Origin of the sequence: Tardiphaga sp. (genome assembly GCF_041424195.1) — a bacterium.
GTDB lineage: Bacteria > Pseudomonadota > Alphaproteobacteria > Rhizobiales > Xanthobacteraceae > Tardiphaga.
The window spans coordinates 16,107-37,538 of the sequence record NZ_JBGMOE010000194.1 but is presented as its reverse complement, the minus strand read 5'-3'; the positions used below and the strand labels follow the sequence as shown (position 1 = coordinate 37,538).

16 protein-coding genes are annotated in these 21,432 nt (G+C 57.5%); 1 reads left to right on the top strand and 15 read right to left on the bottom strand.

All coding sequences use genetic code 11. The annotated features are described in order from the left end of the window. The 5 genes from ACEK02_RS26600 to ACEK02_RS26580 all read right to left on the bottom strand — a co-directional run. Nucleotides 1–617: SDR family NAD(P)-dependent oxidoreductase (locus tag ACEK02_RS26600; RefSeq protein WP_371424468.1), on the bottom strand; the 617-nt coding region annotated here is incomplete at its 3' end. A gap of 27 nt (nucleotides 618–644) precedes the next feature. Beyond that, nucleotides 645–2,276, bottom strand: coding sequence for an AMP-binding protein (locus ACEK02_RS26595; protein ID WP_211374417.1), 1,632 nt, complete (start codon nucleotides 2,274–2,276; stop codon nucleotides 645–647). 54 nt (nucleotides 2,277–2,330) lie between these two features. Further along, nucleotides 2,331–4,322 (bottom strand): NADPH-dependent 2,4-dienoyl-CoA reductase, encoded by a 1,992-nt coding sequence (locus tag ACEK02_RS26590; protein ID WP_211374416.1) that lies wholly within the window; start codon nucleotides 4,320–4,322, stop codon nucleotides 2,331–2,333. A 714-nt stretch (nucleotides 4,323–5,036) separates the two neighbouring features. Beyond that, nucleotides 5,037–6,374, bottom strand: coding sequence for a cytosine deaminase (locus ACEK02_RS26585; protein WP_211374415.1), 1,338 nt, complete (start codon nucleotides 6,372–6,374; stop codon nucleotides 5,037–5,039). Between the two features lie 222 nt (nucleotides 6,375–6,596). Further along, the gene (locus tag ACEK02_RS26580; RefSeq protein WP_211374414.1) at nucleotides 6,597–7,577 is read right to left on the bottom strand and encodes a LysR family transcriptional regulator; all 981 of its coding nucleotides are present in this window, start codon (nucleotides 7,575–7,577) and stop codon (nucleotides 6,597–6,599) included. A gap of 377 nt (nucleotides 7,578–7,954) precedes the next feature. Between ACEK02_RS26580 and ACEK02_RS26575 the strand changes: the two genes are divergently transcribed. Further along, nucleotides 7,955–9,073: a ring-opening amidohydrolase gene (locus ACEK02_RS26575; RefSeq protein ID WP_211374413.1), complete on the top strand. Its 1,119-nt coding sequence runs from the start codon at nucleotides 7,955–7,957 to the stop codon at nucleotides 9,071–9,073. A 404-nt stretch (nucleotides 9,074–9,477) separates the two neighbouring features. Here the strand turns inward: ACEK02_RS26575 and ACEK02_RS26570 are convergent, their stop codons facing one another. The 10 genes from ACEK02_RS26570 to ACEK02_RS26525 all read right to left on the bottom strand — a co-directional run bounded on the left by ACEK02_RS26570 (nucleotide 9,478) and on the right by ACEK02_RS26525 (nucleotide 21,318). Next, a complete protein-coding gene (locus tag ACEK02_RS26570; protein ID WP_211374412.1) occupies nucleotides 9,478–10,743 on the bottom strand; it encodes an amidohydrolase family protein in 1,266 nt (421 codons plus the stop codon). 220 nt (nucleotides 10,744–10,963) lie between these two features. After that, complete coding sequence (locus ACEK02_RS26565) at nucleotides 10,964–13,291, bottom strand: xanthine dehydrogenase family protein molybdopterin-binding subunit (protein WP_211374411.1); 2,328 nt, start codon at nucleotides 13,289–13,291, stop codon at nucleotides 10,964–10,966. Then, on the bottom strand, nucleotides 13,281–13,841 hold the full coding sequence (locus tag ACEK02_RS26560; RefSeq protein ID WP_249130436.1) for a (2Fe-2S)-binding protein: 561 nt from the start codon (nucleotides 13,839–13,841) through the stop codon (nucleotides 13,281–13,283). The genes ACEK02_RS26565 and ACEK02_RS26560 overlap by 11 nt, the downstream gene beginning before the upstream one ends. Continuing rightward, entirely contained in the window at nucleotides 13,838–14,743 is a 906-nt protein-coding gene (locus tag ACEK02_RS26555; protein ID WP_211374410.1) for a xanthine dehydrogenase family protein subunit M, read from the bottom strand. Before ACEK02_RS26555 ends, ACEK02_RS26560 begins: the two co-directional genes overlap by 4 nt. 9 nt (nucleotides 14,744–14,752) lie before the next feature. Next, nucleotides 14,753–15,202 (bottom strand): nucleoside deaminase, encoded by a 450-nt coding sequence (locus tag ACEK02_RS26550; RefSeq protein ID WP_211374409.1) that lies wholly within the window; start codon nucleotides 15,200–15,202, stop codon nucleotides 14,753–14,755. Nucleotides 15,203–15,250: 48 nt separating this feature from the next. Beyond that, on the bottom strand, nucleotides 15,251–16,075 hold the full coding sequence (locus ACEK02_RS26545) for an ABC transporter ATP-binding protein (protein ID WP_371424467.1): 825 nt from the start codon (nucleotides 16,073–16,075) through the stop codon (nucleotides 15,251–15,253). A 54-nt stretch (nucleotides 16,076–16,129) separates the two neighbouring features. Then, entirely contained in the window at nucleotides 16,130–17,641 is a 1,512-nt protein-coding gene (locus ACEK02_RS26540; RefSeq protein WP_211374407.1) for an ABC transporter permease subunit, read from the bottom strand. Between the two features lie 59 nt (nucleotides 17,642–17,700). After that, a complete protein-coding gene (locus ACEK02_RS26535) occupies nucleotides 17,701–18,681 on the bottom strand; it encodes an ABC transporter substrate-binding protein (RefSeq protein ID WP_211374406.1) in 981 nt (326 codons plus the stop codon). 640 nt (nucleotides 18,682–19,321) lie between these two features. Then, a complete protein-coding gene (locus tag ACEK02_RS26530; RefSeq protein ID WP_211375030.1) occupies nucleotides 19,322–20,419 on the bottom strand; it encodes a hypothetical protein in 1,098 nt (365 codons plus the stop codon). Between the two features lie 473 nt (nucleotides 20,420–20,892). After that, nucleotides 20,893–21,318 (bottom strand): urease accessory protein UreD, encoded by a 426-nt coding sequence (locus ACEK02_RS26525; protein ID WP_211374405.1) that lies wholly within the window; start codon nucleotides 21,316–21,318, stop codon nucleotides 20,893–20,895. Nucleotides 21,319–21,432 lie beyond the last annotated feature (114 nt).

The following is a 21,432-nucleotide window of genomic DNA, read 5'->3' as shown; positions in this document are numbered from 1 at the left end:
ATCTTCTGTCCGTATTCGCCCTCGCCAACGAACGACCTGAGTAGCGCCGTATCGGTCGGGCCGGGGCAGACAACGTTGACATGCACATTGTCACGCGCGCATTCCCGCGCGATTGTCTTGGAGAACGCGATGAGCCCGCCCTTGCACGCCGAGTACACCGACTCACCCGAGGATCCAACCCGACCGGCGTCGGATGCGACATTGACGACCTTGCCTCCGCCCGCTGCGATCAGGTGAGGTAGCGCCGCCTTGTGCAGGTTGAGTGGTCCCTTGAGGTTGATTGCGATGATCTTGTCCCAGAGATCGGGTTCTGTCTTGAGAAATGGCGCTGCGACGTCCCAGCCGGCGTTGTTGACCAAAATGTCGAGCTTGCCGAACTTGGCAACACCGCCGTCGATCGCATCTCTGACTTTCGCGTAGTCGGTGATATCCACCGCGACGCACAACAGTCGTGACTCGTCCGCGTCCAAGTCGGTGATCAACTGCTTCAGGGCTTCCATGTTGATATCGAGCGCAATGATGTTGATTCCCTCGTCGATAAATCGACGGCAAATCGCGCGGCCTATTCCCCCCGCGGCGCCGGTCACGATCGCGACGCGGTTCTTCAACCCTCTCATTCTGCTACTCCGGTTTACTGATTGCGTTTATGCGCTCTGGGCCTTGTCGCGAAGCTTGAACTTCTGCACTTTCCCCGTGGAAGTCCGCTCAATCGGGCCGAAGATGAACTTGCGAGGCAATTTGAACTTGGCAAGCCTCGCCCGGCAGAACTCGAGCATCTCATCGGTCGTGACCTTGCCCTCGTGACCTTCCTTGAGCTCGATGAAGACGCAGGGCGTCTCGCCCCAGCGATCATCCTTCACGGCCACTGCGGCCGCGTACGAAACCGAGGGATGCTGGAACACGACCTCCTCGATCTCGATGGAAGAGATATTTTCACCGCCGGATATGATGATGTCTTTGGAGCGGTCCTTGATCTCGATGTAGCCATCGGGATGGGTCACGGCGAGATCGCCCGTCCTGTACCATCCGCCTGCGAAAGCCTCGTCCGTTGCCGTGGGGTTTTTCAGATAACCTTTCATACCGTTGTTTCCGCGAAAGAGAATTTCGCCGATCGTCGTGCCATCATGCGGCAGGGGTTCAAGTGTGGTCGGGTCGGCGACAATCATATCGTCGGTCACAACGGTGCGAACGCCCTGGCGCGCCATCTGCTTGGAGCGCTGCTCAGGTGGCATCGAATTCCAGTCGCGATGCCAATCGCAAAGCGCGGCCACACCATGAACCTCGGTCATGCCGTATACATGCCTAACCATGAAGCCGAGTTCTTCTGTCGCCTTGAGTATCGGCGCCGGGGGCGCCGCCCCTGCGGTCATGATCGCGACAGGCTGGCTGAGCGTTATCCCGGTCTTGGCTGCTCCTTCGATCAGCATTCCGAGCACGGTCGGCGCCCCGCACATGTGGGTGACGCCGTACCGGTCGATCGCTTCGAAAATCTCCGCAGGAAGCACCCTGCGCAGACAGACATGCGTGCCGCCGATCGCAGCAACACCCCATGAGAAGCACCATCCGTTCACGTGAAACATCGGCAGCGTCCAAAGATATACTGAGTCGCTGCTGAGCTGATGATGGACGATCTGGCTCAACGTGTTCAGGTAACAGCCGCGGTGGTGGTAGAGCGCCCCCTTTGGGTTGCCGGTCGTCCCGGACGTATAATTCAGCGTAATCGCATCGAACTCATCGGCAGGCCACACGACGTCTTCCGTAGAATCGCCACCCTTCAGGAACTCTTCATAGTCCAGGTTGCCGATCAATTCCCCGCCTTCCGCATAGGGGTCGTCGATATCGATGACGAAAGGACGGATCTTCATCCTAGAAAGCGCCGCCTTCGCCACTTCGCTCCACTGGCGGTCGACGATGAGCACTTTGGTTTCGGAGTGATCGAGGATGAACGCGATGGCCGCGGCATCCAGACGCGTGTTCAGCGTGTTGAGTATTGCGCCCGCCATCGGTACCCCGAAGTGCGCCTCAAGCATGGCCGGCGTATTCGGGCATAGAATCGCAATGATGTCACCATTGCCGACACCGTTGCGCTTCAGCGCCGAGGCGAGCATCCGGCAGCGGCGCTCGTGCTCACGCCAGGTATATTTGATGTCGCCGTGAATGACCGCGGTCCGATCCGGAAAGACATCCGCAGCCCGCCGAAGAAACTGAACTGGGGTCATCGGGCGAAAGTTCGCCGCGCGCCGTTGCAGAAAGTCCGCACTCAGATCCATCGCCATCAATGCTTCCTCATCGTATATTTTTTGCTGCTCCCGCGATCTTCGCCGCGATTATCAGATGCGATTGCCGAGGATCGCGCCTTCGTAGATGGCCCGTTTGGCATCGAGTTCGCCCGCAAGCCGCGCCCCTCCGATCACGTGCACCGTCTGGCCGCTCGCCGCGATGGCGTCGGCAATCCTTCGATCAGAGTCTTGGCCTGCGCAGACCACGATGGTGTCGGCGGGCAGAACCTCGTTGCGGTCCGGCAGCGCGATGTGCAGACCTTCTCTGTCGATTTTCAAATAACGCGCGTCAGCGATCTGGCGGACCTTCAAATCCTTCAATTCCTGTCGCAGAATCCAGCCTGTGCTCTTGCCGAGCGTCCGGCCAAAGGCGCCCGGTGATCGCTTGACCATCGTGATCTGGCGCTTGGGGGGATGTGCCTTCGATTTCCCGTTGATGCCCCACCGCTCGAAAAACTCTTCGCGCGTCTGCCGGCGTCCGTTTGTCTCCATGGCAAGGAAAAGCGCGACGTCGTGTCCGATGCCTCCGCCCCCGATAATGACCACCCGCTCGCCGGCCCTCACTGTACCATCGAGAATCTTGTTGTATCCGACGATCCGAGGATCGTCGGCGCCTGGAATGTCGATCAACCGTGGCGTTACACCGGTCGAGACGATGACCTCGTCGAAGTTCTCACGCTTCAAAGCTTCCCGATCAACAGTGACGCCCGTCTTGATTTCGACACCAGCATCGGCCAGTTGCGCCTCGTAGCTCTTTAGGGAAAGCCCATAATCTTCCTTTCCCGGAACGACTGCCGCGAGTGCGAACTGTCCACCAATCCGGGGCGCACTTTCAAACAGCGTCACGTGGTGCCCGCGACGTCCCGCTTCGAGGGCGGCGGCCATGCCGGCGACGCCCGCGCCTACCACCGCGACCCGCTTCGCCGCCTTCGCCAACGTATCGGAGAACTCGTTTTCGCGAGCCGCACGCGGATTCACCAGACAGGTGATCACCTGGTCCGTAAAGTAGTGGTCGAGACAGGCTTGGTTGCAGGCAATGCAAACGTTGACAAGATCCGATCTACCGCGGCCGACCTTGTTGACGAAATCGGCGTCAGCAAGCAGCGGTCGTGCCATCGACACCAGATCGGCGGAGCCATCCGAGATGATCCGTGCGGCGTCTTCCGCCAGATTGATGCGGTTGCTCGCGGCGACAGGGATCTTCACGACCTCCTTCAGACGCCGGGTCGACTCGATGAATGCCGCATGCGGGACGGCCCCGGCGATCGTCGGTACGGCGGCTTCATGCCAACCAATGCCCGTCGACAGACAATCGGCTCCGACTTTTTCGACCTCCTTGGCGAGCCAAAGCGTCTCATCTTGCGTCAGTCCACCTTCGACAAGTTCGAGAGCGGATATACGATAGGAAATGATCGCGTTGCCTATGGCGGCGCGCACGGCTTTGACGACAGCGATCGGAAAACGCCCCCGGTTTTCGAGAGAACCACCCCACTCGTCGGTCCGATGATTGGTTCGAGGCGCGAGGAATTCGCTGATCAGATAGCCTTCCGATCCCATGATTTCCACGCCGTCATATCCGGCTTCGATCGCAAGACAAGCGGTGGTCGCATAATTCCTGATCGTCTCCTCAATCCGGTCGGAAGTCAGCTCGGCCGGGACGTCGCGATTGATCGGCGACTTGATCGCCGAAGGTGCGACCACGGCGGGATGATATCCGTAGCGCCCGGCGTGCAATATCTGCAGGAGAATTCGCCCACCAGCAGCCCGGACGGGATCTACAATTTTCTTGTGATCCTTTACTTGGTCAGAACGCTCGAACGTACCGGGCTCGTTCTTCATGCGGCCCGCGAAATTCGGAGCAAAGCCTCCAGTAACGATAAGGCCGGCACCGCCCTTCGCCCTTTCGGCATAGAACCGGCCCAATTCGTCGAAGCGATCAGGGTGACATTCGAGGCCGGTGTGCATCGATCCCATAACAATCCGGCTCCTCAGAGTCGCGGAGCCCACGCGGATTGGATCGAGAAGAGCAGATCGAGCATTCATGGCCCGGGCCTCCAAAGTTGGCATCGATTGAAAGAGTGCACTTTGGAGCTAGATACTTCAGCAGGTATATATGTCAACATATTTGTATATTGCAGGTGCTCGTCCACTGTTCCGCCGAAACCAGCTATCCTAAGATTATCCGTCTAACCATGGTAAAATATCTTGAATGGCGTTCTTATCACTTACTATTCGTGATCAGTCCACAGATGCCAATGAAACAATATATTGTTATTAAATCTTAGCTGAGAATCCGAGCGCCTCGATCCTCTAATCGCCGAGAAACGGTTTATAATACCTCAAGAGATAATTCATCGACCTCACTTCGATGAGATCGCGGCAGGGGCTCCGCGCAATCTTGACGGCATGAAAGTTTACCGGTCGGCTCATCCTGCGGCGGTGAACGGCGCCGCGGCACTGTGGGGATTTATCTCCGTGCGCCGGTGAAGGATATCAAGTCGCTCGACTTTACCGTCGATGAACGACGATTACCTATAAATCGTCGGACGCACGGGCATTCGGTCAATTTGCCCACTTTTCCGTAAGGGCTGACCGTGAGGACTAGCAGCTTCTTCGCGAGCAGGCTAAGTGGCGGACTTGGCGCGCAGTTTCGAAGGCACAGTAAACAGAATTAGTTACTAGGATGGTAGAATAATCTTGCAGACTTTCAATTGTAAGAAAGTGAAACGAAAGACATCCTGATAATGGTCTCGTCCTTCACTGAAGATCATCGAGATTCGAATAGTCCGGCAATGTGGTGTCGATAGCCAGACCTCTGCGAAGGACGACGCGCTCGGTCTGCGGTCGAGAGATTAACTCGCTCATCGTCCGAGCTTTATAGAGAATAAGATTCGCCGGCTTGCCAATGGTTATCGAGCCGTAATCTTTAAGTTTCATAAAGCGCGCGGGTGTCAAAGTCGCTATTTGCGGCCAGCGGCCAAAGGGCCGATCAAGATGTGCGGCACGTACGGCAGTTGCGAAGACTTCCAGCATATTATGATCGCCATAGGCATGAAATGCATTTCGGCAATCATCTTGGCCAACTGCGACCGGTATCCCGTATTCCGCCATTTCGTGGAGCAAAGTGATGCCACGCCACCGCGGCGTCCGCGCCTTTACCCGATCCTGCAGATACATGTTGCACATCGGAAGACTGACAACCGAGATCTCAGCTTCGGCGCATGCGATTAGTGTTTCCTGCACCATTTGCTCCGGTTGCAGAGAAAGACTGCAACAATGTCCACACAAAATATCTCCCCGAAAACGGCGGCGCAGCGCTGTACGGGCGATCAAACCGAGCGCGCGCGCACCCTGGCGGCCACTCTCGTCGACGTGAAAATCGAGATTTAGATTCCGCTCTTCCGCGAGTTCAAAAACGCGGTCGAGCAACGCCTGGAATCGTGGGGAGATATCACCATGATCGTCATCCTCCCCAACGGGAGTCACGGCTCCGAGATTACCACCGAACTTGACCACTAAATCAGCAAGCTTGGGTCCGAAGTCGGTACCAAACACGTCGATTGCCGTGAGTGATGTCGCCTGCAGTTCCACCCTTCCGGCCCACTTCTCTCGCATCTCGCCAAAAACCGTCCAATGTCTTTCAGCCTCAGTCTCGTCTGAGTCGACATGCGTTCGAATCGCGGCGACACCATGCGCAAACGCACATTGAAGACCAAACTCGAAGCGTCGACGAACATCGTCGTACGATGAGTTTATCCGATGATCCGCCGCTGTCGCAGCAAGCGCACTCTTGAAAGTCCCATCAACGTTGGGTGACCTTTCCCATGTATGACTGATGTCCAGATGACAATGAGAATCCACAAACGTCGGCCAGACAATTCCGCTATTCAGATCGATACCTTGGTTGTTCGGAAAGGTTCCTGCAGGCGCTATCGCGGAAACGAGGCCATCGACTGTCTCGATATCAACCCCAACGAGGCCGTCGGCATTCTCTGGTGTATGCACCGGTGACCCTAAAAGCGACGTGTGCACCCGGCCACGCCTTAATCGAAGAACCTTGGTTTTTGGTATTGTAATGAATCCTTTGGAAGCCATTGATAAGCTCGTGTGCAAACCACGCGTTATTGAAACCGCCGAAGCTATTGACCCAATGGTAGGCGGGCATGGTGCGTTACGCTAATGCTATGAATCGCTCATAGCGGTGCAAAAAACGCACAAGTACCCGGATTGCACGAGCGCTGTTAATGCTGGCGAGAGGGCTCAACCGGATAATGAACTCAAGTCAGATATCTTTCGCATCGTGATCCGTACCGTCAATCAGGCGAACGCACTCTTCAATTGTTCGACGAATGCCGCGGCGGCGACCGGTAGAACGCGATCGCGTCGCGTCGCAAGGAACAATCTCGCCTGCAACAAGGGAGGATCGACCAAAGGCAGCGCAATCATGTCGCCTGGGGGGATTAACGCCTTGCCTGGGCTCCGGAACTGGAAGCAGACGCCACGATTCATATGAGCAAACGCCTTCATCGCCTCGACTGAGTTGGACACTAGCCTGGGCTCGAGGTCGAACGAAGCCCGCGCAAGGACTTGTTCAATGAGGCCCCGTCCCGCCAGCGTCTTATCCGCAAGGGCCAACGGAAATGCCAGACAATCACGCAAGCGCAGCTCTTCGCGACCGGCGAGCGGATGATCTGGAATGACCATCGCGCAGAGGGCCTGCCGGGCGACAGCAACGATAGCAACATCCTTTTTACGCGGCGCATCATGCGTCAATATGAGATCGACCTGATCCGCGATAAGGGCTTCCACCAGTTCTTCCGGGGCGCCGATGCGGACGTGGAAACGCACCTTCGGATGGGCTGCCTGGAACTTGGTGATTGCTGATGGCAGCAACTCGCCCGCAACTGACTCCGCAGCAGCGACGTTTACTTGTCCGTGGACGAGGCCATGGAGTTGCTCGATACGTGATTCCGCGACTTTCAGTTCGGAGATCACTAAGCGTGCGTAGACCAGAAAGACTTCGCCGGCCGAGGTTAGGCGGACGCCCCGCGGCAAGCGTTCGAACAACGCCGCCCCCAGATCCATTTCTAAGGCAAGGATCTGGCGGTTCAACGCAGACGACGCGACATGGAGAACTTCGGCCGCTTTTCGGATCGAACCGTGTCGGGCGACGGCGTCGATGTAGACCAGGGTCCGCGGCGGGCGCAATCGCTTGCGTGACGTGGCTCGCTCAGCTTGATGCAACGTCGGCGCAGATGTTCGCGAAAAGTGTTTGGCTGCGACCTTCTTTTTCTTCATTTCTGGCATCCTGACCTGTGCTTCAGCCGATACAGCAAGGTTTATGCCATGAAAAACCTAGTGCACCGAGGGCGCGATTTGCCAAGCCTACCATCAGGCAACTGATTGGTCGAGTGAGCGATTTTTACGCACGCTGTGGCCTGTTTTTGCTTCTTGTCGCGCTCGCTGGAGTGAGCTCATTCATGATTGCTTATCGGCGGTTTAGCTGTCGCCTCGCAGAGGCTTATCTCACTATCGTGTCGTCTGCGGCACAGTAGATGACAACGGTTTTCATCGCGATCGCGGATGGCTTCCTTGGGAGAAATTACAATATTTTACGCCACTGGCTGCACGAAGAACCGTGTCGTCTTCTGGTCCAGCGCAGATAGAGAGTAGTCATGCGAGGAACATCAATTGACGTCATCCGAATTTCCACGAACGGTCCCGGAGATAGCTCTGGCCTGGTTGGGCTAATCGAAACGGGTAAGATAAAGCCGGCGGAAATTCTGGCGATCCTCGGAAAAACCGAGGGTAATGGCGGCGTAAACGATTTTACTCGTGAGTACGCGGTGTCTGCCTTGTGCAACGCGCTCGCACCCTACTTGGGCATGCCACCACATGGAGTCGAAGAGAAGATCGCGTTTGTTATGTCCGGCGGTACGGAAGGCGTGCTCAGTCCGCATATCACCGTTTTCATACGCTCGGAGCTTGCTGAACGCGCTGGCGGTAACGGCATGGTGGGCAAGCGGTTAAGTGTCGGAATTGCACATACTCGCAGTTTTTTGCCCGAAGAGCTCGGGCGCGCCGTGCAAGTCGTCGAGACCGCCACTGCCGTGCGCCTGGCAATGGCTGACGCAGGAATCAATGATCCACAGGACGTCCATTTCGTACAAATCAAATGCCCTCTGCTGACGATGGAGCGCATCGACGCCACTTATGCGAAAGGCAGCCAGACTGTCACGACGAGTGCGTACGGATCGATGGCTTATTCGCGTGGCGCGTCGGCCCTCGGCGTTGCTGTCGCGCTCGGCGAGATAGACGGGGATATCCGGGATGAGCAGATTCTGAAGAACTGGGAGCTGTTTTCCTCTGTCGCTTCCACCTCGGCCGGTATCGAGCTTATGCATAACGTCATAATCGTCTTCGGCAATTCGACCTCGTCAGCAAGCCCATTTGTCATTGGACACGCCGTGATGCGCGACTCGATTGATTTCGCCGCGGTAGTTCATTCACTGGAGAGCGTTGGGGTTAATATCAGCGACATCTCCGATCCCCTCGCTCGGAACCGGCTGGTCAATATTTTTGCCAAAGCTGAGGCGCATCCGGAGGGAGCCATCCGCGGATTTCGCCACACCATGCTGGATGATTCGGATATCGGATCCACTCGACATGCGCGCGCTGCCGTTGGGGGGCTCATCAGTGGCCTGTCGGGAACTGGTGCTGTGTATGTTTCCGGCGGGGCTGAGCATCAGGGTCCACCGGGCGGCGGCCCGGTGGCGGCAATCGCCCGCTTATAACGGCACGGAAACGGGATTAAAACAAGCAAGACAGCGGATCGGCGATACGCAGCCGGTGAACTTTAAAGTTGAACAAAGCTTTCCGAATCGTCCAAGATTGCATTCATATCACAATCCGCGACCGGCAGTTTCGCGCAACGCAGTCTCAGCCAGAATGCGATGAAAACTGTATCTAGAATCTGAGTCGTTCGTGTTGAATCGGAGGGGATGCAGGTCTTGCTTTACCTCTCCCGTGGCGGGAAGCCGCATGCGAGCGATCGGATGAAGGCATACGGTCTCACGATAAATCAAGAGCCCCTCTCCCCGACGGGAGAGGGAGTGATTTCTCTTTGAAACGGTGCAGGCATCGATAATTGAACACCGCAACGCACCCTCCGGCCCGGTGGTCTGCGGTCTTGGCACCTTCATCGATGTGCCTGCTTGGGGTCGAAATAACGATGGCGCGCGATCGTGCTCTCCGCGATCAAATTTCCCCTGCGGATCACCCAGCGCCGTGGCGTCCGCGTCGTTATGGCCTCGCAAGTATCGCGGGCATCGAGCACCACAAGATCAGCGACCGCGCCGACGGCGACGACGGGCATCGGGAAACGCAGGGCCCTGGCGCCATGGCTCGTGACCGTCTCCATTGCCGTCAGAATTTCTGCGGGCTGACTCATGTGCGAGGCGTGGCAGAGCAGGAATGCGATCTCCAACGGATCGTTCTGACCGAACGGGTAGAAGGTATCCTGGCAGCAATCCTGACCGCAGGCGACGTTGACACCCGCCGCCAAAAGTTCCTTCACCTGCGTTAAGCCGCGGCGCTTCGGAAAATCGTCGAGGCGGCCTTGCAACATCAGATTGGTGGCGGGATTAGCAATAATGTTAACGTCGGCCTCGCGAAGCCTGCCGATGACGTGGTCGGCATAGTGGCGCGGATAACTCGCGAGCGCACATGTGTGGCTGGCGGCGACACGGCCCTGCCAGCCGTTCCGGATCGTCAACTCGGCCAGCACTTCCAGCGTCCGCGCCTGTGGATCGTCGGTCTCGTCGACATGCATATCGATGTCCGCGTCGAATTCCTTCGCAATTTCGAATACAACCTCGATGTGCCGACGGCTGGCTGATGGCGATGCTTCATTGAAAGGCATGCCTCCGACCACATCGGCACCGAGCTTCATCACCTCGCGCAGCAAGGCTTCCGTCCCCGGCGACTTAATGATGCCCTCCTGCGGAAAGGCGACGATCTGGATATCGAGCAGCCCGCGAAACCGCTCGCGGACCTTGATCACGCCTTCCGCCGGACGGGTTCCGCCGATCGGATCCACGTCGACATGGCTGCGCAGATGAGAGACACCGTTTTCAATGGCCCGCCCCAGCACTCGCGAAGCACGATCGGCGATTTCGTCAACTGTATAGTTGCGCTTGATGTCCCACATGATCTTGATCGCCTCGGTGAGCGTTCCAGAGACGTTAACCGGCGCGCGCTCGATGGTCAGCGCCTTGTCGAGATGCATGTGTGGTTCGACGAAGCCGGGCACCGCCATGCGGCCTTCGGCATCCAGCATCAATGTCGCCGCCTCCGCTGCAGAAGGCATCTCGATGCTGACGAAGCGCCCATTGGCAATGCCTACGTCGCGCAGACCATCGATGTTGCGGAGTGCAACGTTCCGGACGAGGATGTCGAGCGCCATCTTAGACTCCAAAGTTGAAACGAGATTCAAGGGAAAACAACCACGGCGCCCTCGGCAAGACGGATCACGCCCCGCATGTGAATATCGTGCTTTTTCGCACGCTACGCAGTAGACCGACACCGATCTTCGGGCACGTGGCGGCGGCGGCAGATCGTTCGGACGCACCAACCTTTGCAAAGCAGGCGTAGGATTATACGACTCCGTTGAGTATTTGCATGCATCAGCTGGCGGTCTTGTCTGCTGCGAATAGCCGGTCAGGCTTGAACGGACCGGACCCCATCGAACGGATGTTGCAGGCGCGCAGAGCATCGCTGACGGCCGTGGCTATCGCGCCATAGCAGCCCGTCACACCGCCCTCGCCGACGCCGCGAACGCCGAACTGGGCGACGCTCGACGGCGTTTCCAAATGGTGCAGGCGAAAGTCCCTCGGCATGTCGCTGATGCCGGGCAGGACGTAGTCCATAAGACCTCGGGGAATCAACTGCCCGTCCTTGCTATAGAGCAGATGCTCACGCAGCAATCCGCCGAGACCCTGCACCACGCCCCCCACAATTTGTCCTTCCACCAGGAGAGGATTGATGACGGTGCCGCAATCATGCGCGACAATGTAGCGGGGCACTGAGATCTTCCAGGTTTCAACATCGATTTCGACGATCGCGACATGAGACGCATAAGAGTAGGTCGCCGCAATATTTTCGACGCGGAACGCTTCCTCGATCGCACTGGATGACGATGATGCGAGGCGGGCCAGACCGGTTTTGACCGAAATAGGACCGTCCGTGAGAAATGGCCCGTCAATCCCTTCCTCGCTCCAATAAAGATCCTCGCGTCCGCAATTGAGCTGCGCCGCCAGGCGATCAAGCAGAGCATGCTTGAGGGCTCTCGTCGCTTGCCTGACCGCAGATCCCCCGATCGCAGTTCCACGACTGGCGAAAGCTCCGATCGCATCCGGCAGATCATCCGAATTTCCAAATTTGATTTCGATCGCCTCAATGTCCAGGCCAATCTCATCGGCGGCGATCTGCCGCAGCGTAATCTCCGTGCCCTGTCCCATAGCGACGACCGGACTAAACACGGTCATGCGACCATTCAGATCCAGGCTAACGCGCGCATCCTCGTACGGACCGACCGCGGTTTGCTCGACGTGATTGGAGAACCCAATTCCGAGATACTTTCCCCGCTTCAGCGCAGCCGCACGCTCTGCTTCGAACATCTCGTAGCCGCTATCGGATACAGCCATCTCAAAGCAGGTCGGATAGTCGCCTTCGTCATAAATAATCCGTTTCGCGCCGAGCGAGTCACTCGCGTTCCGATCGAGTGGAAGCTCCTCGGGCTGAACAAGATTGATGCGGCGAATGTGAACACGATCGATCTGCAGTTTCTCGGCGGCCATATCCAGCAGATGCTCCATGACGAGCACACCTTGTGGATGACCGGCGCCTCGGAACACATTCAAGGGAACCTTGTTGGTCACGACGGAGCACATCCTGGCGTCCAGACTCGGAACCCGATAAGAGCCTCGGATCATGGCGCCCATCATCGTCGTCACCGTATTGGTAACCATCGCGAAGGCAGCACCGATGTCGGTCGTGCAATGCAGCTTTATCGCAGAGATAATACCATCGTTGGTCACGGCGGCCTGGACAGCGACCCGCTCCTCGCGGGCGTGGGTGGCGGAAGTGAAGTGTTCGCGCCTGTCTTCCAGCCAGCGTAGTCGCTTTTGAAGCAACACCGCCACTTTCGGAATTATCAGTTCCTCCGGATAGATATTTTCCTTGCAGCCGAATCCTCCGCCCAATCTTGGTGCGATGACACGCACCATATCCTTCGGAATTCCCAGAGCGGCCGCAATCACCCCGCGCGTCATCTGCGGAATTTGCGACGACGACCACACCAGAAGCCGGCCGTCTTCAGCCGCGATCGCCGCCATGACTCCCCTCGTTTCAAGCGGCACGGCAAAGAGCCGGTGGAAATCGAACGTCTCGGACAGGATTACATCAGCTTCTGCGAACGCCTTTTCCGGGTCTCCGTCGAAATGGTGGGTTCTATGTACAATGTTCGATCCCAGATCCGGATAGACCAGTTCGGCTCCATCCAGAATAGCTGACTGAACGTTCTGGACCGCCGTCAGTGGGGCATATTCGACCCGCACCAATTCCGCCGCATCCTCCGCACGATACCTGTTGTCGGCGACAACCACCGCGATCGGTTCACCGACATAACGCACCCGGTCAGTGGGCAGAACGCGTTGGCGCACATCCAACGTGTTCTCGAGCATGTCGATACAGAGCAGCCGGTCGTCCGAAAATTGAATGTCATGCCCGGTCAGGACGGCGACGACTCCGGGAGCCGACCTCGCAACCGAAACGTCGATGCCGGTGATTATCGCATGCGGTTGGGTCGACCGAACGAAATGGGCTTCCAGTGCGCCGGGTAATGCTATGTCGGCGAGAAATGCACCCTCGCCACGAAGCAAGCCGACATCTTCCGATCGACGTATTGCCCGGCCCACCAACTTCTGCCGCTTGAATCCGGGCTCAGTTCTCATGAGATGTTCTGATAAGCTTGGGGTACTCCGACGGCGGAGACCCTTCGAAACCTCCGTCGAGAAGCGAACAGACCGCCAACAAAATATTCTGGTATCCCGTGCAACGGCACAGATGCCCAGCCAGGTGATCCATGATGGTGGCATCGTCCGATGGCAGGCCCTGTTCGACCATCCACGTCACGGTTGCAAGCAAACCGGGCGTGCAATATCCGCACTGAAGCGCGTGGAAATGCTGAAATGCCGCCTGAACTCTATTCAATCCTGCCGGCGCGTTTAGCCCCTCAACCGTGGTGATCGACATGCCGTCCGCCTGAACAGCGAGCAGAGTGCAGGACCGCACCGGCCGCCCGTTCATCAGCACAGTACATGCGCCGCAAGCACCTTCACCGCAGCCGACATGGGTGGCTACCAGCGCGCAGTTCTCGCGAATGAAGTCGGATAGAAGCAATCGCGGCTGAACATTTTGTGTAACCGGCTTTCCATTTACGTTGATCTCGACCGGTATTCCGCCGTCTGGATTACAGTTTGGATTCGACGTCGCTTGCATCATCCATGCCCTTTGCGTGGCGCGAATTGCGCCCGCCGCGCCGCCGACCTCAGCGCGTCGCGCACAACAATGATAGCCATCGCCTGGCGATATTCGGCTGATGCATGCTGATCGGCGCGAGCGGCCCAAGGCGATCCGTCAACGGCGATCCGGGCGGCTTCGGTGATCCACGTATCCGTGAGGATATCGCGACCCAGCGTGAATGCCTCCGCAGACGCGGCCCGGTAGGGATTGCTATTCAGTCCGCCGACGCTGATGCTGGTCTCGGCGACCCTTCCTTCTGAGACAACGACCGCGGTGGCCGCACAAACCAATGCGTAATGGCCAGGCCGGAGCTGTATCTCGGCAAAACCCCAGCCCTCGTTGTGTCGAAGCGCGCGAAAGTATGCGCTGGTCAGGAGCTTTGCCGGGCCGACAAAAGTACCGGATTGATTTGCAAACAGCTTCCCGGCATCGATCGTCTCGCGTCGCCCTTCAACATCCATAATTTCGATCGTCGCGTTAAGCGCCATCGCGACAACAGGAATCTCCGCACCCGGGTTGGCTTGGGCCAGACTCCCGACGACCGTGCCGCAGTTTCTGATCTGCGGAAGAGCTACCCAACGCAATGCATCGACGAGCAGCGGACAGACAGCACGTGACGCGACCGAACACTCGATCTCCGACTGAACGCATCTAGCTCCCGCCACAAGGCCATGATCCGCTAAATCGAGCCGGCCCAGATCAGGGCAATGCATGATGTCGACGAGGACAGCCGGGCGAATATCGCGGAATGAAAGCGCGGGAACGAGGCTTTGGCCGCCTGCCAAGAACCTTGCATTTCCGTTCCAGTCCGGCGCAGCAGCCGCCTGCACCGCAGCCAAAGCGCTGTCTGCTCTGTAGTAGTGAAAGGGGGCGGGCTTCATCGCATGACCTCAGTTGCCGCCGTTATCCTCGTTCCAGACTTCAGGTTGCGCTTTGATGTAGCTCTGAAGGAGCTCGTAACAGTCGCTGTCATCGAGCAGCTTTAACTCGACGCCGCGCTCCCGCAAAAACTGCTCGCCCATGTTCGCGGTCCGATTCTCTCCGACAACAATCTTCTTGACGCCGAAGAGCAGCGCCGCGCCGGCGCACATATAGCAGGGGCTCAAAGTCGTATAGAGCGTCGATCTCCTGTAGATTGAGGGCGAAAGGCGGCCAGCATTCTCGAAGCAATTCATCTCGGCATGATGAATGGCACTCTTGTGCTGGACGCGGCGATTAAAGCCACGGCCTATCACTTCACCGTCACAAACCAATATGGCGCCGATAGGAATCCCGCCTTCGGCCATACTGGCTTTCGCCTGCTCGAAAGCTTCCGCCATGAAGCCGACATCTTGCGTCATGCTGTTCCCCGAATCCGTGGGCTCGACCGTCGTACAGCCGCTCGCGCCCTAATGATGCAAATGCTGCGCGACCTCGTCGCACAAACGATGAAATTCCGGCGCCGAGAACAGACTCTCGGGGCGCGGCCGTTCAAACGGCACATTGATGATCGTTGTGATGCGGCCTGGTTTGCCATGCATCACGGCAATCTGATCTGCGAGGAAAACCGCCTCGTCGATGCCGTGAGTCACTAAAACGGCCGTCGTGACATCACCCATCCAGATCCGCTGCAGTTCGAGATTCATCGTCCGCCGCAAAATCTGATCCAGCGCTCCGAACGGCTCATCCAGCAAAAGAAGGGAGGGCCTGGTCACCAGCGCGCGGGCGATGGCCACACGCTGGCGCATTCCGCCCGAAAGCTGGGCAGGCAGCGCGTTTTCAAACCCGGCAAGGCCGACGAGCGAGATCAGCGTATTGATGTGCGCACTGGCTTCCCCGACCGGCCGCTTCAAAACCTGAATTGGAAGCGCGATGTTTTCGCGCACGGTTCTCCACGGCAGCAATCCCGGATCCTGGAATGCGATCCCAAGTTCACCCCGCGTTAGTATTTTCCTGATGCTCTCGCCGCAAATCGTGATCTCTCCGGAATCAGGAGTTTCCAAATCCGCGATGGTGCGCAACAGAGTTGATTTTCCACACCCGGATGGGCCGATCAGAGCTGTCAGAGAGCCTTGCGGACAAAACAAATCAACATTCTTCAGTGCCTGCAGCGGCTCCATACGTGACTGGGCCGTCACCGAAAATGTCTTGCTAACGTTCGTCACCACCAGACCGGCGTTCGCAGGACTTGCCTGGGATCCAACGACGTTACTGATCTTAGCTAACATGTTCATGGTCGATTAATGCCTGTGGTTCACTCGCCTTGAGTTGGTTCGTGGCGCGGCTGTTCATCGGAAGCGGCGCTCAGTGACGGTAATCAGGTGATATGCCAGCACGGATACAAGGATGCTGACGACCGCGCAACTCCATACCATTCCGTAGTCGAACGCTCCTCGTGACACATCCATCAAATTGCCAATTCCTGTTCCCGTGAGGAGCCACTCCGCAACCATGACGCCGAGCAACGCGCGAGGAGCAACCAGCTTGGCCGCCGCAAAGACATAGTCGAGAGAGTGCGGGATCGAAATCAACCTGAGTTGCTGCAATCGGCTGCCGCCGTACACCTTGACGGTTTCCAGCGCCGCCCGTGGCACCAGCGAGAATCCATGGACGAGCAGCAAGAAGGCGGGAAAGAAAACGACGATCACCGCCATAGCCATCGATGCCAGAATGTCCCGGCCCAACAGCAGCAGGATGATCGGCGTCAGCGCGACCAGCGGTGTGCTTTGCAGAACCATCGAGATCGGGAGGACGATCTTCAGCATGCCCGGCGAAACGACGGACAAGGCCGCGAGCACAAACGCAGCCAGCAGGCCAAGGACCACTCCAAGCGCCGCCAACGGCAAGGTCTGACCGAGAGCGGACAACAGGCGAACGAGATTGTCCGCGGATTCAGGAGAAACAAACAGGTAGGATACGATATCCAGCGGGCCCGGAGCGACGATAGAACTGAGACCGAGAATCCACAGACCGCCGGACCATATGGCAAACGGGAGAGCCACCGATCCCGCGATCATGGCGATGTTGCTCAGTTTTCCGCGACCGGCGCTCCAGCTCATTTGTTCCGGCACCCTGCTGGCGGCCATCGTGACCTGCACCGTACTTGCGGTCAACTTTCCAAGCAACGCAAAGAACCCGTATCCGGCCAACGCCACGGCCGCAGCGGCAATGCTGATCCCCCAGAGTCGCTCGGCGTTCGACTGACCAAGCGAGCCGAGAAGAAAAGTGCCGAGGCCCCATCGCTCGCCCGAGCCAAATTCACCGAGAATTGCGCCGAGTACAGACAGCGATGCGGCGACGCGAAGACCCGCGAGGATGCCCGGCACGGCGCTGCGCAGCCGCACGAACCTCAACACCGAGAACGATCCGCCTCCATAAGCCCGAACAATATCGACATGCCTTGGGTCAATGTCCCGCAACCCTACAAGGATGGCCGCCATGGTCGGGAAATAGACCATGATCGCCGCTAGGACGATTTGTGGCCAGCTGCCGCCCAGAATGAGGACAAGCAACGGGCCGATCGCGACGGTCGGTATGGAAAATAGCGTGATGTTCACGCCCTGAAACAGTCGTTCGACGGATGGAAGGAAGCAGAACACAAGCGCGGCGACAGCCGCGGCAACCGATCCGATCAGCAGACCAAGGCCTGCGGTGCGGATCGTTTCCGAGACATGATTCAGATAGACATCCCAGGACACTAGGTAGTCCATCGCAATCCGCGAGATGGGCGGGAACACACGAACACCGCTGACGGGCACCCTGCCCGCCAACTCCCAGCACAACAGGAAGGCGGCAGCCACAAGGATGATCCTGCCATATCCCGCGTATGTCGAGGTCCCGTTCATCCGCGCGCGACTGATCAGGCTTCTGCCACGAGATTGGTGTCGAACATCGCTTTGGTCGCCTTGATCCCGACCTTAGCCAGCGACTCCAGATTTGCGTCTATCGCCTCGTCGGAGATCGTGAAAAGCCCTTTCGGGTGATTCATCAGATCCGGCTGAAGGCTGTTGAAAAACTCCTCAGCCTCGACAGTGCTTCCCGAACCCTTGAACCACGTCTCATGATAGATTTTCGGATAGAACAAGGGATCTCTGAAATTTTCCGCCCACCCTACGCGGCTGGCCCGGATAAATTTCACAAGTTCAGCACGCTTTTTCGCAAGCGTGTCGGTGGTCACGGTCACAAGATCCATGAACAACGGCAGGCCGTGGTCGTCGAAAAGGAAGTAACTCGCCTTCTTGCCCGATTTCTGTTCGACGATAAACGGCACCTGGGTCACGAAGTCGAGGGTCGCATCGACTTCACCGTTGATCAAAAGAGCAGGATTGAATGCGTATGGGACGACTTTGACCTTGTCGGCAATTCCATGGAGCTGGATGAACGCTGCAAACATCTGCGTGTTGAGGGTCGGAACGGCCACCGTTTTACCGGCGAGATCCTTCGGTCCCTTGATATTGCTCGATTCGAGACTCACAATACCGAGCGGGCTTTTCTGGTATTGCACGCCGATGATCTTGAGCTGAGCGCCCTTTTGCACGACCGCGATGGCTGTCGTCAGCATTTGCGTCAATGCGACGTCAGCTTTGCCCGTCAGCAGCGAACCTTCTGACACGACATTTGGCCCGCCCGGCAAATAATTAATTTCGAGCCCTTCTTTGGCATAGTAGCCCTTGTCCATCGCAAGCATATAGCCGAGGAATTCCGGATCATTCAGCCAGATGCTTTGAAAGCTGAGCTTCGTCTTGGCCGCGGATAGACCCGGGCGGCTTCCGAGAGCCAGCGCGGCTGCACCAGCAAGACTGCCTGTGGCAAAATTTCGTCTCGTGATGTGATTAAACATCAAATAGCTCCCTTGAGTGGACCGGCTCCGCTATCAGCCGGAGGATCTCTGTAAAACGACGACGGCCGAGAACGCACTTATGACAAACGGCATAGCGCTTTCGTAGGCTACTGCTTGCTGCGACAGGCTGGTTAGCGCACCCTGGGCACCGTAAAACTGCAGGAACGTTCCGCACACAACAAGGAGCATTTTTGCAGCGCACCGAGACAAAATTGATCTCAGTCCGATTTGCGCAAACGCCGCCTTTTCGATGACGGCAACCGCTGCAATGGGCAGTGTAACGGCTGGCAAACCACAGCCGGCTTTAGCAAGTCACGACCTGTGAGCAGAGGTTGCCAGCATTTTTCTGGTGTGATCATCACGTCGCGGTCCGATTGGCCTGCCGGGCTGTTGTGGACCAACCTTCGCGATAAGTTGAGTGAGATTGGAAAGGAGCTTGGTGACGCTGAAGAGATACAAGGTAGAGAAATCGTAATGCGGGTCAAAAGATTCGCGCATCATCCACACCCGGCCAGGGCGCCAACCAGACGCTGACATCTCCGACGGCAGCCCTTCGGGTCCTGCCGTTAGCAGACGAAATAATGGCGCTGCGGGGGTCATCGCAGCGCCATTGACTTTCAATCCGGAGGTTAAGACGAAATCAGAACTTCACGGTGACACCCGCGTAAGCGGATTGTTCGGTACAGGTGTTGGTACTCTGACCAGTACCCGCCACGGTGCAAATACCTGGCGAAGCCGCGTGATCAAGACCGAACTTGTTCTGCCAGTAGCGATAGGCGACCCACACGTCGACAAAGTGGGAATACTTCGGACCCCACATCAACTTGCTGGCATCGAATGTCAAACGGATGGGTTCGGCGTTCAACTCAACCGCGGTTCCGGTCCCAAGACCGGCAGGAAGCGGAGCGTTCTGGTCGCCCTTCTTGCCGTACCAGCCAGCGCGACCGCTGATCGAGAAGTACTGCATTGATTCAGGCAAGAAGCCCAGATCCATGTAGTAGTTCGTTTCCACAGCCCAGGTGCCGTTATACTCGGTGTTGCCATCGCTCAAACATGAAATACCGGGGACGCCTCCGTTGGTGGGCGATCCGCACTGCAGGAATCCGTTGTGATTCCATTCCTTGTAATACAAGGGCGAGACGTTCAGGTAACCCTTGTAAGGAAGTTCGAATGCGAACTGCAGACCGACGACGATGTCCTTTTTGGCAGGAGCAAGGTACGTGTTTTCAGTGTTCGCATCCGCGCCGAACTGGAACGACACATTGCGCAGAGGCCCGTATGAGAATGCCTTGGTATTGAAAACCTCATTGAAGCCGATCGTGCTTCGGAACAGGCCGTAAATTTCGGTAGCGCCTGCGCAATCCGCAGCAACGCCCAGGATATTCCCCGGACCGGTACACGGTGCCGCCGGGTCGTTATGGCCAGATTTGAACGCCGCGATATTGAAGAAGTTGGTGCCGTAGGCCCACACGTCGAAGTGGGTGAATGCGACAACCTGCTTTGCTGTCTTGCCGTTGATGCTGCCGTCCGGCCTGAAACTGTATGCGCCGGGATTGGTGCCACTGAAGATGTAAGCGTAGGTAAAGCGGTTATCGTTCACCAGAAAAAACGGCAAATCCGGAACAGCTTTGGCGGCTTTGTATTTTGGCGGTATGTCAGCCGCCTGAGCCTGACCTAACGGAGCCACGGCGATCATTGACAGCATGACCGCGGCAGGGAAGCGAGAAAGAGCAGACATCGGTAAGTACCCCCAAGTTGAAAACGCGGTGATGGTGTCGGTAACCGCAACACCGAGAATGATCCGTCGCCAGTTCGCCAAGAAATCTCGGATCAATTAGCAGGATGCTTGAAAGCTGAATTTCGTCGCAACGGATTGTTCAATGCAACCCGAGGCATCGTAAACCTGCATAAACAGTCCGCGTGCGACAAGGAGCATTTTCGCAACGCACCGAGACAAAAATGATCTCAGTGTTTGGGCGACGCCGCCCTTTGACGAAGCCGGCTGCTACAACCGACAAGTCGACGGCTGCCGAAACTCGCTGGCTTCTGCCAATTCAAGGTCTGTGAGAATGCTGCGCCAGATTAAAGTGTCGACGTCGCAGGGTAAGGCCGCGCCGGTGGCCTGCCGGGAAGCCGGAGTATCTCGGGGTCGGAAGAAATACGGTGGCCTATCATGTCGGCGCGCAGCAACAGCCGCGCGACTTTGTCATTTCATTTGCGCCGACGGACCAACTCCGCGCCTTTTGCAGCCGCGCCCGCAATAAGAAACGCAGCTTCCATGCCGCGGACCAACGCGCCTGCGTCATCACCGAGTATTCGCATCACCAGACCGGCACCATTCGGCGCGCCCGACGCTCCTGCCAGGCATCCCTGACAGGTCACAGCTTTTTCAAGAGTGGCGACACTCGGTAGTCGCTCCTGCGGAGCGATCAGCGTCAACGTCGCAGAAGCGCTTCTGCCTCCGAGCGCACCGCCCGCGGGCCGCAGGTCTCGACCCGTCAGGCCGCCGTTATCGATCATCAGCAACTTTCCATCGGGCCGAACAACCCTCAGCATCGTCTTATATCGCGCAAAAGACTGACCTTCGCGGTTGGGATCGTGAACCGTAAAGTCATCGATCAGAAGCAGGACAAGCACCCGGCCTGCATCCGTTCAGTGGCCGAGGCATCGAAGCCCGAAAGGATCGGGCGACGCAAGCGACCTGGTGCTTCGATGTCATTTCGCCCTACGCCTACCTCGCGCCGGACGAGG

What these genes read in the sequence shown, in the direction of transcription:
- ACEK02_RS26550 (WP_211374409.1), bottom strand. Translation starts at nt 15,202, where the DNA reads ATGACGCAAGATGTCGGCTTCATGGCGGAAGCTTTCGAGCAGGCGAAA.
- ACEK02_RS26560 (WP_249130436.1), bottom strand. Translation starts at nt 13,841, where the DNA reads ATGATGCAAGCGACGTCGAATCCAAACTGTAATCCAGACGGCGGAATA.
- ACEK02_RS26555 (WP_211374410.1), bottom strand. Translation starts at nt 14,743, where the DNA reads ATGAAGCCCGCCCCCTTTCACTACTACAGAGCAGACAGCGCTTTGGCT.
- ACEK02_RS26570 (WP_211374412.1), bottom strand. Translation starts at nt 10,743, where the DNA reads ATGGCGCTCGACATCCTCGTCCGGAACGTTGCACTCCGCAACATCGAT.
- ACEK02_RS26575 (WP_211374413.1), top strand. Translation starts at nt 7,955, where the DNA reads ATGCGAGGAACATCAATTGACGTCATCCGAATTTCCACGAACGGTCCC.
- ACEK02_RS26595 (WP_211374417.1), bottom strand. Translation starts at nt 2,276, where the DNA reads ATGGCGATGGATCTGAGTGCGGACTTTCTGCAACGGCGCGCGGCGAAC.
- ACEK02_RS26565 (WP_211374411.1), bottom strand. Translation starts at nt 13,291, where the DNA reads ATGAGAACTGAGCCCGGATTCAAGCGGCAGAAGTTGGTGGGCCGGGCA.
- ACEK02_RS26585 (WP_211374415.1), bottom strand. Translation starts at nt 6,374, where the DNA reads ATGGCTTCCAAAGGATTCATTACAATACCAAAAACCAAGGTTCTTCGA.
- ACEK02_RS26580 (WP_211374414.1), bottom strand. Translation starts at nt 7,577, where the DNA reads ATGAAGAAAAAGAAGGTCGCAGCCAAACACTTTTCGCGAACATCTGCG.
- ACEK02_RS26535 (WP_211374406.1), bottom strand. Translation starts at nt 18,681, where the DNA reads ATGTTTAATCACATCACGAGACGAAATTTTGCCACAGGCAGTCTTGCT.
- ACEK02_RS26545 (WP_371424467.1), bottom strand. Translation starts at nt 16,075, where the DNA reads ATGAACATGTTAGCTAAGATCAGTAACGTCGTTGGATCCCAGGCAAGT.
- ACEK02_RS26590 (WP_211374416.1), bottom strand. Translation starts at nt 4,322, where the DNA reads ATGAATGCTCGATCTGCTCTTCTCGATCCAATCCGCGTGGGCTCCGCG.
- ACEK02_RS26530 (WP_211375030.1), bottom strand. Translation starts at nt 20,419, where the DNA reads ATGTCTGCTCTTTCTCGCTTCCCTGCCGCGGTCATGCTGTCAATGATC.